At 69.4% G+C, this 13,388-nt stretch carries 9 protein-coding genes and 1 pseudogene; 5 read left to right on the top strand and 5 right to left on the bottom strand.

The features are described from left to right. The coding region (locus ACYVK3_RS14680; protein ID WP_460498070.1) for an NAD(P)H-binding protein at positions 1-813 on the bottom strand (813 nt) is incomplete at its 3' end. Between the two features lie 88 nt (positions 814-901). Here ACYVK3_RS14680 and ACYVK3_RS14675 point away from each other — a divergent pair. Next, complete coding sequence (locus ACYVK3_RS14675) at positions 902-1,297, top strand: winged helix-turn-helix transcriptional regulator (RefSeq protein WP_460498069.1); 396 nt, start codon at positions 902-904, stop codon at positions 1,295-1,297. Between the two features lie 40 nt (positions 1,298-1,337). On the opposite strand, the gene ACYVK3_RS14670 is transcribed toward ACYVK3_RS14675, so the two are convergent. The 3 genes and pseudogenes from ACYVK3_RS14670 to typA all read right to left on the bottom strand — a co-directional run bounded on the left by ACYVK3_RS14670 (position 1,338) and on the right by typA (position 5,171). Next, positions 1,338-2,534, bottom strand: a complete 1,197-nt coding sequence (locus tag ACYVK3_RS14670; protein WP_460498068.1) for a glycosyltransferase — start codon at positions 2,532-2,534, stop codon at positions 1,338-1,340. Between the two features lie 396 nt (positions 2,535-2,930). Beyond that, positions 2,931-3,296, bottom strand: a pseudogene (locus ACYVK3_RS14665) (transcriptional regulator); the annotation flags it as partial. A 3-nt stretch (positions 3,297-3,299) separates the two neighbouring features. Next, complete coding sequence (gene typA, locus ACYVK3_RS14660; protein WP_460498067.1) at positions 3,300-5,171, bottom strand: GTP-binding protein TypA/BipA; 1,872 nt, start codon at positions 5,169-5,171, stop codon at positions 3,300-3,302. Positions 5,172-5,347: 176 nt separating this feature from the next. Between typA and gsmA the strand changes: the two genes are divergently transcribed. The 4 genes from gsmA (at position 5,348) to ACYVK3_RS14640 (ending at position 10,638) form a co-directional block, all read left to right on the top strand. Next, entirely contained in the window at positions 5,348-6,448 is a 1,101-nt protein-coding gene (gsmA, locus tag ACYVK3_RS14655) for a sporangiospore maturation cell wall hydrolase GsmA (RefSeq protein ID WP_460498066.1), read from the top strand. Between the two features lie 190 nt (positions 6,449-6,638). Beyond that, the gene (gene uvrA / locus ACYVK3_RS14650; protein WP_460498081.1) at positions 6,639-9,542 is read left to right on the top strand and encodes an excinuclease ABC subunit UvrA; all 2,904 of its coding nucleotides are present in this window, start codon (positions 6,639-6,641) and stop codon (positions 9,540-9,542) included. A 56-nt stretch (positions 9,543-9,598) separates the two neighbouring features. Next, a complete protein-coding gene (locus ACYVK3_RS14645; RefSeq protein WP_460498065.1) occupies positions 9,599-10,195 on the top strand; it encodes a prepilin peptidase in 597 nt (198 codons plus the stop codon). 131 nt (positions 10,196-10,326) lie between these two features. Next, complete coding sequence (locus ACYVK3_RS14640; protein ID WP_460498064.1) at positions 10,327-10,638, top strand: hypothetical protein; 312 nt, start codon at positions 10,327-10,329, stop codon at positions 10,636-10,638. Positions 10,639-10,728: 90 nt separating this feature from the next. On the opposite strand, the gene ACYVK3_RS14635 is transcribed toward ACYVK3_RS14640, so the two are convergent. Further along, entirely contained in the window at positions 10,729-13,314 is a 2,586-nt protein-coding gene (locus tag ACYVK3_RS14635) for a glycoside hydrolase family 9 protein (RefSeq protein WP_460498063.1), read from the bottom strand. Between the last annotated feature and the right edge of the window lie 74 nt (positions 13,315-13,388).

Raw genomic sequence — 13,388 nt, 5'->3', positions numbered from 1 at the left:
GCGGAAGGCCGCCGCGTGGCGGCGCGCCCAGTCCTCGAACGTGCGCGGGCCCCGGCCCAGCACTCGTTCGACCTCGGGACTGATCCGCCGCTCCGCCTCATTGGGACTCCCGATGACGTCGAGGGAGGCCTCCACGACGTCTTCCGGCCAGAACCGGAGGAGTTGCTGCCGGGCTTCGTCACGGGTCTGCTCGATGAACTCCACCGCTTCGCCGATAGCGGCGGCGATGGCCCGTGTCTGCCCGCGGGGCGTGACCGGCTCCGGGCCGCTCAGCAGGTAGGCCTCGCCCTCGTGGCCATGCTCGGTGAGGGTGGCGGCCGCGACTTCGGCGATGTCGAGCGGGTCGATGACCGGCAGGCCCACGTCGCCGAAGGGCGCGGCGATGCGGCGTTCGGTGCGCACCGATTCGGCCCACAGGAAGGCGTTGGAGGCGAAGCCGCCAGGACGCAGGATCGTCCACTCCAGACCCGACTCGGTGACGGCGTCCTCGATAGCCCGTTGCGACGCATCGAGTCTGGTGACGGCACGCTCAGAGGAGAGCAGCACGACCCGCCCGACCCCCGCGGCCTTGGCGGCCTCGAGTACGGGGACGGCATCCAGCCGCGGATCGCGGGTGAGCAGGAAAAGCGACTCGGCGTTCGCGAAAGCCGATTCCAAGGTCTCGGGTTCCGACAAGTCGGCCCTGCGGTGGGTGACTCCGGCGGGGAGCTCGGCGTCGCCGCGGGACACGGCGGTCACCGCGGCTCCTCGTGCGGCGAGGGCGGCGACCAGTGGGCGGCCCACGTTTCCGGTGGCTCCGGTGACAACGATCATCTCGGATTCCTTTCGGTTTCGGTGTGGATCCCAAGGTAGAACCAAGACTTACTTTCGGGAAGGACGTACCTGAAGGTAAGCTCATGACATGTCGGGAGGAGAACAGCCCAGGGCATGGGCCCCGCCGGACGGCAGTGAGGTCTTTCACTCGAACTGCCCCGCAAGGCAAGTGCTCGACCACATCACCAGTCGCTGGGGCATCTGGGTGCTGCTCGCCTTGCGCGAGCGCGAATTGCGGTTCTTCGAGCTCCGCGAGCGCATCGAGGGCATCAGCGAGAAGATGCTGTCGCAGACGCTGCGCACGCTCGTGCGCGACGGCCTGGTCTGGCGTGAGGTCGAGCCGTCAGTGCCGCCTAAAGTCACCTACGGACTCAACGAGGTCGGCCGCGGCACCGCCGACCGCCTCGTGGACATGTTCGACTGGATCCGGGGGAACGCCGACCAGATCTGCCGGAACCAGAGCCGGTACGACGAGAGCGCTTGACGCCTCCGAAGCCGGCCGAGCGCTCCCGTCCCGAGCCTTATCAGTCCGCGTCCAGGAGGAGCTTCGCGGCCACTTCCGCCCCGTCGGGCCTGATCTCGGCGGCCACCTGCCGCGCTCGGGTCCTGGTCCGGGGATCCAGTGCCGTTTCGAGCGCGGCCGACAGGGTCGCGACGGTCGGCGTCGGGCCGTCGTGGGCGGCGCCGATGCCGAGCCCGGCGACTCGGCTCGCCCAGTACGGCTGGTCCGCTATCTGGGGCACCACGACTTGCGGCGCGCCGGCCGCGGCGGCCGTCGTGGTCGTGCCCGCGCCGCCGTGGTGCACCACTGCCGCCACTCGGCCGAAGAGCTTCCGATGGTTCGCCTCGCCGACGGCGAAGCCGTCCTCCCCCTCCTCGATCAGGCCCACCTCGGCCCAACCGCGCGAGACGACGACGCGGCGGCCGTGGGCTCGGACGGCCTGGACGGCCGCCTGGGCGGCGTGCTTGGCGGTGTCCCAAGGCATGCTGCCGAAGCCGACGTACACCGGCGGCGTGCCCGCGTCGAGGAACGCCTCCAGGTCGTCGGGGAGGGCGCGCTCGTCGGGCAGGAGCCACGCGCCGGTCTGCTCGACCTCGATGTCCCCGTGCCACGGATCGAGAACCGGATCGGTCGCCAGCCACGGCCGGTCGCCGAAGACCCAGTCGCGGACGTTGTCCACCGGCGGCAGGCCGACCGCAGCCCGGCCGGTGTTCACCGCCGGGCCGAAGAGCTCGTTCTTGAACTGGACGTCCAGGTCCCACAGCACCCGATTGTCGGTCACGTCCGGCGGGAACGGCCGGCCCGGCAGCGCGATCGGCGCCCTGTCCGGCGAGGGCAGGATGACCTGCTGGAAGGTCGCGAACTTCGATCGGATGCCCAGCTTCTCGGCCGCGGACAGCGCTCCGGCCGCGGCCGGCCACAGACCGGTCGCCACCAGCACGTCACAGCCCTCGGCCGCCGCGGTGACCCCTTCGAGCTCACTCGCCATCAGGATCGCCGCGGTCTCGGGCACGGACCGCCGCGGCCCGCTCGCCAAGTCCCGCGCCGAGGGACCGACGGGCGCCATCGGCACGCCCACCTCACCGAGCCGCCGCTCGAAGTCGTCGTCGGGCGGCGCGCACACCAGTACTTCCGCGCCGCGAGCCAGCAATTGTACCGCGAGTCCCGCGAGCGGTTCGACATCCCCGCGCGAGCCGTACGTCGACAGCAGTACACGCATGCTGTTTCCCCCAATGGTGGTGAGATCTGGTTTCGCCGACTGATTCTGCACCACCGTTGACCTGCGAGAATCGAGCCGGTGTGGGTCTTCTCGAAACCGATGCGCTATAAACTGAAGTGGGTTCGAGAACGGCCTTCCTCCTTTGCTTCACGGAGGTCGTTGCAACCTTGGTGAGTTCATTCGCCGCGCCACCGCTCGTAAAGAGCGGCTCGCGTGCCGCAGCATGTCGATGCCGGCTCGAAGGACGAGCGACGATCCAGTGAGCACCCGAGCACCCGAGCACCAGCGCTCTGCCCGGTCTGCGCTCGCGAGTGACCAGCGCGGTCGTAGCTCTCGCTCGCCCTCGAATCCGTAGACGATCGTCGCGTGTCGTACGCGAGCGCGATGGCGCCCGCGCTATCGCGCCGTTGCCGCGTTGCGTGCGGCGAGCTGTGCGAATGCCGCGGTCAGTTCTGGCGGGGCGATCACGTCGATGTCCGTGTCGAAGCGCCCCAGGGACGCGGCGAGCGCCACCCAGGACCAGGAGCCGGCGGTGTAGCGGCACCGGTCGGCCCCGAGGGCCTCGACGGTGCCGTCGCCGGCGAACGGGAGCACGGCGCCCGCGGGGAGGTGCAGGACGACGGTGCCGGTGCACGGCCAGGTGTCGACATGGTCGGAGCCCTTGAACCGTGCCGAGACGTAGTCCTGCGCGCTGCCTTCGGGGATCTCGCGCGGAGTGAACCGGGGCTCGGGCCCCGCCGTCCGGCGGGGCCCGTCGCGTTCGCCTTAGTTGCCGTGCTTGGCGCGGGAGGCGGCCCGGCCGCGCTCCTTCTGGTCGAGCACGACCTTGCGGATCCGCACCGTCTCCGGCGTGATCTCGACGCATTCGCCGTCGCGGCAGAACTCCAGCGCCTGCTCCAGCGAGAGGGCCCGCGGCGGCACCACGTTCTCGGTGGAGTCGGCCGCGGCGGCGCGCATGTTGGTGAGCTTCTTCTCCTTGGTGATGTTCACGTCCATGTCGTCCGCGCGCGAGTTCTCGCCGACGATCATGCCCTCGTAGACCTCGGTGCCCGGCCCCACGAACAGGATGCCGCGCTCCTGGAGGTTGATCATCGCGAACGCGGTGACCTGCCCGGCCCGGTCGGCGACGAGCGACCCGTTGTTGCGGGTGCGCAGCTCGCCGAACCACGGCTCGTGCGCCTCGAAGATCGAGTGGGCGATGCCGGTGCCGCGCGTCTGGGTCAAGAACTCGGTGCGGAAGCCGATCAGGCCGCGGGAGGGCACCAGCCACTCCATGCGGACCCAGCCCGAACCGTGGTTGGTCATGGTCTCCATGCGGCCCTTGCGCGAGGCCATCAGCTGCGTGATCGCGCCCAGGTGCTCCTCGGGGGAGTCGATGGTCATCCGCTCGACGGGCTCGTGGATCTTGCCGTCGATGACCTTCGTGACGACCTCGGGCTTGCCGACGGTCAACTCGAAGCCCTCGCGGCGCATCTGCTCGACGAGGATGGCCAGCGCCAGCTCGCCGCGTCCCTGGACCTCCCAGGTGTCGGGGCGCTCGGTGGGCAGCACCCGCAGCGACACGTTGCCGACCAGTTCGCGGTCGAGCCGGTCCTTGACGAGGCGCGCGGTGACCTTGTGGCCCTTGCCGCCCTTGCCGACCAGCGGGGAGTTGTTGGTGCCGATGGTCATCGAGATGGCCGGCTCGTCGACGGTGATGAGCGGCAGCGCCACCGGGTTCTCCGGGTCGGCGAGGGTCTCGCCGATCATGATGTCGGGGATGCCGGCGATGGCGCAGATGTCGCCGGGCCCGGCCTTCTCGGCGGGCACGCGGGTGAGCGCCTCGGTCATCATGAGCTCGGTGATGCGGACGCTCTGGATCGAGCCGTCGCGCTTCATCCAGGACACGGTCTGGCCCTTGCGCAGCTCGCCTTGGGCGACGCGGCACAGCGCGATGCGGCCGAGGAAGTTGTCGGCGTCGAGGTTGGTGACGTGGGCCTGGAGCGGGGCGTCCTCGTCGTACTCCGGCGCGGGCACGTGGTCGAGGATCGTGTCGAAGAACGGCTTGAGGCTGTCGGAGTCGTCGGGGACGGTGCCGTCCTTCGGCTGGTTCAGCGAGGCGACGCCGTCGCGGGCGCAGGCGTAGACGATCGGGAACTCGATCTGGTCCTCGTCGGCGTCCAGGTCCAGGAACAGGTCGTAGGTCTCGTTGACGACCTCGGAGATGCGGGCGTCGGGCCGGTCGGTCTTGTTGATGCACAGGATGACCGGCAGCCGCGACTCCAGGGCCTTGCGCAGCACGAAGCGCGTCTGCGGGAGCGGGCCCTCGGAGGCGTCGACGAGGAGGACGACGGCGTCGACCATCGACAGGCCGCGCTCGACCTCGCCGCCGAAGTCGGCGTGGCCGGGCGTGTCGATGATGTTGATGACCATCGGCGAGCCGTCGACGGGGTTGGCGTAGTGGACCGCGGTGTTCTTCGCGAGGATCGTGATGCCCTTCTCACGCTCGAGGTCCATCGAGTCCATGACCCGGTCGTCGACCTCGAGTCCTTCGCGGAACGCCCCGGCCTGTTTGAGCATGGCGTCGACGAGCGTGGTCTTGCCGTGGTCGACGTGGGCGACGATGGCGATGTTTCGCAGATCAGAGCGTATTGACACGCAGGCAATTGTCTCCTAAGCGCGCACCGGAAGCTCGGTCAGGCCACGTGATGGCCGACACGGCTGCCCGAGACGGGCCCGGCCGGCGGTTCCCGACGGAACACTCATTGCAGAGTGAACCTCACATTCAGCTTTCAACTGACAGAAAGACGACAGACTTCGTACCCTCGGTAGTCATGGGCGTATTGAACGTATTCTTCCGCTTCGTAATGGTCCTGGCGCTGGCCGCGAGCGCGATGCTGTCCGGCGCCCTGCCCGCATACTCCGAGATCAGCGGCGCGACCGTCGCCACCACCGGCGGCGGCGTCAACGTCCGCTCCGGACCCGCGACCGACCAGAAGGTCGTCGACACGCTCGCCGACGGCGCGAACCCCGCCGTCTACTGCAAGGTCCGCGGCGAACACGTCAGCGGCCATGTCCGCGACTCGTCCACGTGGCTGCGCATCGGCACCGACAAGTGGATCAGCCACGCGTACATCCGCTGGTCCGAGCGCAATCCGCACCTGCCCTGGTGCGCCATGGCCACGCAGAACGCCACCTACGCCAAGGTCACCTCCGGCGGAGCCGACCTCAACATCCGCGCCGCCGCGGACTCCGGCGCGAACCGCCAGGGCACCTACCCCGACGGCACCGTGCTGCGCGTCGCCTGCCAGGTGTGGGGCCAGTCCGTCGACGGCCGCGTCACCGAGACCAACGTCTGGTACCGCGTCGGCGACCAGCGCTACGTCTCGGCCGCCTACGTCAAGTGGACGGCGGGAGAGCCGTGGCTGCCCTGGTGCGGCCAGGACCCGCCGAGCGTCCCCAAGGGCGGCAACCAGGGCTTCATCGACCGGCACGCCGAATCGGCGCAGGCCAGCGAGCGCGCCACGGGCGTGCCCGCCTCGGTCACGCTCGCCCAGGCGATCCTCGAGACCGGATGGGGACAAGGCGCGCTCGCCCGCGAGGACCACAACCTCTTCGGCATGAAGTGCTTCGGCTCGCCCGGCGACCACGCCATCGGCTGCCGCGACTACGGCACCTTCGAGTGCAGCCCCACCGGAGGGTGCTTCGACATGGACGCCACCTTCCGCGCCTACGACAACGTCGGCGACTCCTACCGCGACCACGGGGACCTGCTCTCCGGCTGGTCGCGCTACGCCAAGGCCATGGAGCACCGGGACGACCCCGACCGGTTCGCCCGGGAGATCCACAAGGCCGGCTACGCCACCGACCCGAAGTACGCCGACAAGCTCATCGGCCTGATGCAGCAGTACGACCTCTACCGCTACGACTCGTGAAGCTCACGTGAGGCGCGCCTCACAACAGGCGAGGAATCCCAGCTGGGCACCGGGTAGCCTCGGTGGGAGGCCCGCATCGACCAGCGGGCCTCCCCAACCTGTCGGACCCGAAGGTTAGATTCCCACGGTGGCCAACGAGCAGCTTCAATCCACTTCCCAGCGAACGCCCGCACCCCTGTCGTCGGGGAACATCGTCGTGCGCGGCGCCCGCGAGCACAACCTCAAGGACGTCGACCTCGACCTGCCGCGCGACTCCCTGATCGTCTTCACCGGCCTGTCCGGTTCGGGCAAGTCCTCCCTGGCCTTCGACACGATCTTCGCCGAGGGCCAGCGCCGCTACGTCGAGTCGCTCTCGGCCTACGCCCGCCAGTTCCTCGGCCAGATGGACAAGCCCGACGTCGACTTCATCGAGGGCCTGTCCCCAGCCGTGTCGATCGACCAGAAGTCCACCTCCCGCAACCCGCGCTCGACGGTCGGCACCATCACCGAGATCTACGACTACCTGCGCTTGCTCTACGCCCGCATCGGCGTCCCGCACTGCCCCCAGTGCGGCGAGCCCATCGGCAGCCAGACGCCGCAGCAGATCACCGACCAGATCATGGCCCTGCCCGAGGGGACCCGCTTCCAGGTCCTCGCCCCGGTCGTGCGCCGCCGCAAGGGCGAGTTCGTCGACCTCTTCAACGACCTCCAGCAGCAGGGCTACGCCCGCGCCCGCGTCGACGGCCAGGTCTACACGCTCACCGACGTGCCGAAGCTCAAGAAGCAGGAGAAGCACGACATCGAGGTCGTCGTCGACCGCCTGGTCGTCAAGCCCTCCTCGGTCCAGCGCGTCACCGACTCGGTCGAATCGGCGCTGGCGCTCGCCGACGGCGTCATCGAGCTCGACTTCGTCGACCTCGCCGAGGACGACCCGGGCCGCCGCCGGCGATTCTCCGAGAAGCTCGCCTGCCCCAACGACCACCCGCTCGCACTCGACGAGCTCGAGCCGCGCACGTTCTCCTTCAACGCCCCCTTCGGGGCCTGCCCGGTCTGCCACGGACTCGGCATGCGCAAGGAGGTCGACCCGGAGCTGGTCATCCGCGACCAGGAGGCCTCCATCCGCGACGGCGCGCTCGCGCCCTGGTCGTCGGTCGGCATGGGGGACTACTTCCTGTACCAGATCGTGGCGCTCGGCGAGGTCGTCGGCTTCGATGTCGACACCGCCTGGGCCGACCTGCCCGACCGCGCCCAGAAGGCCGTCCTCTACGGCTACGACGGCACCCTCCAGGTCTCCTACCGCAACAAGCGCGGCCAGAAGCGCTCCTACGAGACGCGCTTCGAGGGCCTCGTGCCGTGGGTCGAGCGCCGCCACCACGAGACCGACTCGGAGTGGACGCGCGAGAAGTACGAGCAGTTCATGCGCGAGATCCCGTGCTCGACGTGCGGTGGCGCCCGCCTCAAGCCCGAGGTCCTCGCCGTCACCGTCGAGGGCAGGTCGATCTACGACGTCTGCGACCTCTCCATCAGCGAGTGCTCGCGCTTCTTCGCCGACCTCGAGCTCTCCGACCGCGACACCATGATCGCCGCGCCCATCGTCAAGGAGGTCACCGCCAGGCTCCAGTTCCTGCTGGACGTCGGCCTCGACTACCTCACGCTGGCTCGCTCCGCCGGAAGCCTCTCGGGCGGGGAGGCCCAGCGCATCCGCCTGGCCACGCAGATCGGCGCCGGCCTCGTCGGCGTCCTCTACGTCCTCGACGAGCCCTCCATCGGCCTCCACCAGCGGGACAACAACCGGCTCATCGGCACCCTCGAACGCCTGCGGGACCTCGGCAACACGCTCATCGTCGTCGAGCACGACGAGGACACCATCCGCGTCGCCGACCACATCGTCGACATCGGCCCGGGCGCCGGCGAGCACGGCGGCTCGGTCATCTACTCCGGCCCCGTCGAGGGCCTCACCGACGCGCCCGGCTCCATCACCGGCGACTACGTCGCGGGCCGCCGCCACATCGAGGTCCCGGCCGCGCGCCGCGCCCCCTCGCACGACCGCGAGCTCGTGGTCAGGGGCGCGCGCGAGAACAACCTCAAGAACATCGACGTGGCCTTCCCCATGGGCTGCATGGTCGCCGTCACCGGCGTGTCGGGCTCGGGGAAGTCCACGCTCGTCAACGAGATCCTCTACAACACGCTCGCCGCCGAGATCAACGGCGCGAAACTCGTCGCCGGCCGCCACCGCACCATCACCGGCGTCGACGGCGTCGACAAGGTCGTCGGCGTCGACCAGTCGCCCATCGGGCGCACCCCGCGCTCGAACCCCGCCACCTACACCGGCGTGTTCGACAAGGTCCGCAAGCTCTTCGCGGGCACGCCCGAGGCGAAGGTGCGCGGCTGGGGACCCGGCCGGTTCTCCTTCAACGTCAAGGGCGGTCGCTGCGAGGCCTGCGGCGGCGACGGCACGCTCAAGATCGAGATGAACTTCCTGCCGGACGTGTACGTGCCGTGCGAGGAATGCGTCGGCGCCCGCTACAACCGCGACACGCTCAAGGTCCACTACCGAGGCAAGACCATCTCCGACGTGCTCGACATGCCGATCGAGGAGGCCGCCGACTTCTTCGAGCCGATCCAGTCGATCCACCGGCACCTCAAGACCCTCGTCGACGTCGGCCTCGGATACGTGCGGCTCGGCCAGCCCGCGCCCACCCTCTCCGGCGGCGAGGCGCAGCGCGTCAAGCTCGCCTCCGAACTCCAGAAGCGCTCCACCGGCAAGACCGTGTACATCCTCGACGAGCCCACCACGGGCCTGCACTTCGAGGACGTGCGCAAACTCCTCGGCGTGCTCGACGGCCTGGTCGACAAGGGCAACACCGTCATCACCATCGAGCACAACCTCGAGGTCATCAAGTGCTCCGACTGGGTCATCGACCTCGGCCCCGAGGGCGGCGACAAGGGCGGCGTGCTCGTCGCCGCCGGCACGCCCGAAGAGGTCGCCGACATCGAGGCCAGCCACACCGGCGCCTACCTGCGCCCACTGCTGGGCATGGAGGGCAAGGGCAACGGCGACGGCCCCGCGGCGCGGCGCGCCAAGTCGGGCAACGGCCGCAAGACCAAACGGTGATCGCCTGACCGTGTCGTCGTCGGCGAACGCCGTCGGCGCGTGCGAGCATCGGCGTCATGCTCATCGCAGGGGCGGCCGCCGCCGCGATCCTCGTCAGCCCGGGCCTGCGCTGGTGCGTGGCCCTCGCCACCGGGCGACACGCCGGGCCCAGATCGATCGCCGCGGTCGCACTGGCCGCGGCGCTCCTCATCGTGTGGCGTGCCGACGGCGCGCTGCACGCGGTCGCATTGGCGCTGGTGGCGTCCGCCGGGATCGTCGCGGCGTGGGTCGACGTCTATGAGCGGCGGCTCCCCGACGCGATGGTCCTCCCGGTGTATCCCGCGGTCGCGGCCCTGCTCCTGGCCACCGCCGATCCCGACGCGATGCTGCGTGCGGCGGTCTGCGCGGCGGCGGGCATGGCCGTGTTCGGCGCTGGCTGCGCGTCGGGGCAGTTGGGCTTTGGCGATGTGAAGCTTGCGGGACTGCTCGGTCTCGTACTCGGCTGGGCGTCCTGGCACGCCGCCGTCCTCGCCTTGGTCGCGACCATGGTCATCGGCGGTTCGCAGGCAATGGCAGCGATCGCATCGCGACGAAGCGAACTCCCTTTCGGACCGGCGATGCTGCTCGGAGCGGCTGCCGCCTTGACGACTGCCAATATGGATATTCCTCACTAAAAAGGTATTGGAAAATAAAAGCCGTGACACGCAGCAAGTCCCATGAAATCAGGCCAAAAATGCATATAGTCATGTTCGGTTCTGCAATCGGGACCGACCATCGAAATCGAAATCGATTCAAGGGAGCGTTCATGCTTCGTAAAGCTCTTCAGGGTGCCGCGGTCGCCGGTGCCTCCGTTGCCCTGGCCGTCAGCGCAGCCTCGCCTGCCATGGCCCAGACCGAGTACGAGTACAGCCCCGCCGACTTCGGCGGCATCAACATCCTGTCGAACCTCTGCATCGACGTCAAGGAGATCGTCTACCTGGTCGACGTCGAGGTCCTCACCAGCGACGGCACCAACTGCGACTTCGTCGACAGCACGGTCCACGCCAACGGAAACGACGTGGACTTCGACGGCAACGGCCGCGGCTGGCACCACAAGGACAAGTGGCACGACGACTAGGTCGTGAATGAGAGGACGGGGGGCGGCCCAAGCCTGGGCCGCCCCCCGTTTCCCGTCACCGCTCAATCGGCGGTGCGGGCCGCCGTCACCTCATCCGGCGATGCAGATCACCGATGACGGCGCCACGGCCGTCCGGGCGTCCTTGCCGCCGATGAAACCGAAGGAGTACTCCCCGCCCGGCTGGAGCGGGAAGCCCCCGCCGAGGTTCGTCGCCGTCACCACATGGCCCTCCTTGGCCACCTCGGCGCTCCAGTGGCGCTCGATCGACTGCCCGGTGGGCAGCGCCCACCGCACCGTCAGGTCACTCAGCGGCTCGTCGCCGGTGTTGGTCACCACGACCTGTGCGTTGAAGCCGTCCGTCCACGAGCCGTTGATCTGGTACTCCACCTGGCACGAGCGGGCCGCCGACGTCGCCGTCCGCTCGGCGGCGAAGTTCGCGATCCACGCGAGCGGCGCGTTCCAGTTGATCGTCAACTCGTTGGTCGCCCACGAGCCGATGTCGTCGATGTAGCACCACTGCGGTTCGCAGTCGGTGAGCCACCGCTGCGCCACCGGGTCCCATGTAGAGGTCACCGTGTTCGGGCCTCCGGCGAGGGTGCCGTCCGGCGGGTTCGGCAGGTTCGGGTCGAGCTGGTTGGCGTACCAGCGGCTGTGCTGGTTCTGCGAGAAGTGCGTCCCGTAACCGGTCACATAGGAGTTGTTGAGCGCGTTGCGGCCCAGGATGTAGTCGAAGCCGGCCAGCACCCCGTCGCGGAAGCGCTGCTCCCCGGTGAGGTCGTAGGCGGTGCCGACGACGGTGAGCGCGTTGAGCACGAGGCTGTTCGAGCCCCAGTCGAAGTTGCCGTCCTCCCCGTAGGTGAGGTCCCAGGGGTTCGAGGCCTGCTTGGCCAGGTAGGCCTCGGCGGCGGCGACGACCTGGTCGGCGACCGCGTCGCGGCCGGGCAGGTCGTTCGGAACCAGCGCCAGGTCGATCTTGGCGAGGCCGGCGACCTGGGGCCATGAGATCGGATAGTCGAACACGTCCCCCTCGTGCAGCTCCGATGCCAGGACCTGGTCGGCGTAGGCCTGTTCGCCGGTGGTGATGTAGAGCTCGGCCGCGGCCCAGTAGAACTCGTCTTCGAGCACGCTGTCGCCGTACCCGCCGCTCCCGGCCGGGATGCCTTCCTGCGCGAGCATGTCCGGGTTCGCCACGGCAGCGTCCCAAGCGGTCTCGGCGGCGTCCAGGCACTGCGAGGCGAAGTCCGCGTCATAGGGCGCGAAGAGCCTGGCGCACTGGGCCGCTGTGGCGGCCAGGTTCAACGTCGCCGCCGTCGAAGGCGGGCCCAGGTAGCGCGGCTGCGGGTCGTCCGCCGGCATCAGCGGCAGGCCGGTCCAGCTCTCGTCGCTCATCTTGTGGTGCGCCATCCCGGCGAGCTCCTCGCCGGCGGGAACCTGCATGCTCATCAGGAACTCCATCTCCCAGCGGGCCTCGTCGAGGACGTCGGGGACGCCGTCGCCGTGCTCGGGGATGCGCAGGCTTCCGTCGGCCAGGCGAGCCGGTTCGCCGGTGGGGGAGTGGAGGGCCCGCTCGTAGATCGCCATGAGCTGGGCGACCGAGATGCCGCCGTTGACCACGTACTTGCCGTGGTCGCCGGCGTCGTACCAGCCGCCGGACACGTCCAGGGAGTAGTCGCAGGTGCCCGGGTAGCAGGGGACGTCCAGGTCGCCCTGGTTCGGCGCGACACCGACGTGCCCGGCCTCGCGGCCGTATCCCGGTGCGATCGCGTCGTCGATGGCGATGCCCGAGCGCTGCGGGTAGTAGAACGACATGGCGTCGACGGCCATCTGGCCGTAGGCGTCGGCACCGATGCCGAACGGATAGGACGTCTCGCCGTCGGCGGTGAGCGTGAAGCCCTCGCCGGCGCCCGTCACGTCCGAGAAGTCGATGGTGTGGACCGACTGCCCGGAGGTGGCGTCGGCCCCGTGGACCGTCGTCTCACCGCCGGCGACGACCGCGCCTTCGGCGTCGTGGAGTTCCCAGGGCAGCGGCTCGGCGGCGTCGGCGACCACGGTGGCGCGCTTGGGTCCGTCCGGCAGGTAGCCGACCTGGTTGACGCGCACGCGCGGACCGGTGTCGGGATCGTAGGTCGGTGGTTCGGCTCCGGTGAGCAAGGAGACCTCCGAGAGGCAGAGTTGCCACGGGTCGGCGTGGCGGCCGATCTGGAACGCCAGCTGCGCGTCCGTCCAGTCCTCATTGGCGGTGAAGGAGTAACTGTACTGCTGGGCCTCGACGTCGAGGAGCGGGAACTCCTCCAGGGCGGTCGGCCACGGGTCGACATCGCGCTGCACGAGCGCGCGGACGCTCACCGGGGCCGAGGCGCGCGCGGTGAAGTTGAGCTCGTAGGACTCGCCGGCGGCCAGCGGCAGGTCGTTCTGGCCGATGATGGCGTCCCACGGGTTCGACGTGCCTCCCGGCACGTCGAGGCACCATTCGCCGTCGGCGACCGCGCCGGTGAGGTTGGCGGTGGACCACCAGCCGTCGGTGCCGGCGGAGAAGTCGCCGTTGACGAGCAGATCGGTCGGCTCTTCGTCTTGTGCATAGGCGGTGGTGACGGCGATGGTCGAGAGTGCCAGGGCCCCGACGGTCGCGGACGCGAGCAGTGCGCGGCGTGGTCTTCGGGCGGGTAGGAATGGCATGGTGTCCCCTTCAGAGACTTGGGAGCGATACCACGCACATCCTGGCATTGAAACGTATGGATGTCAATAGGGGT

Source organism: Glycomyces tarimensis, from assembly GCF_054776215.1.
Note: the sequence above shows the minus strand (reverse complement) of the source record. Positions and strands in the feature narration are given on the sequence as shown.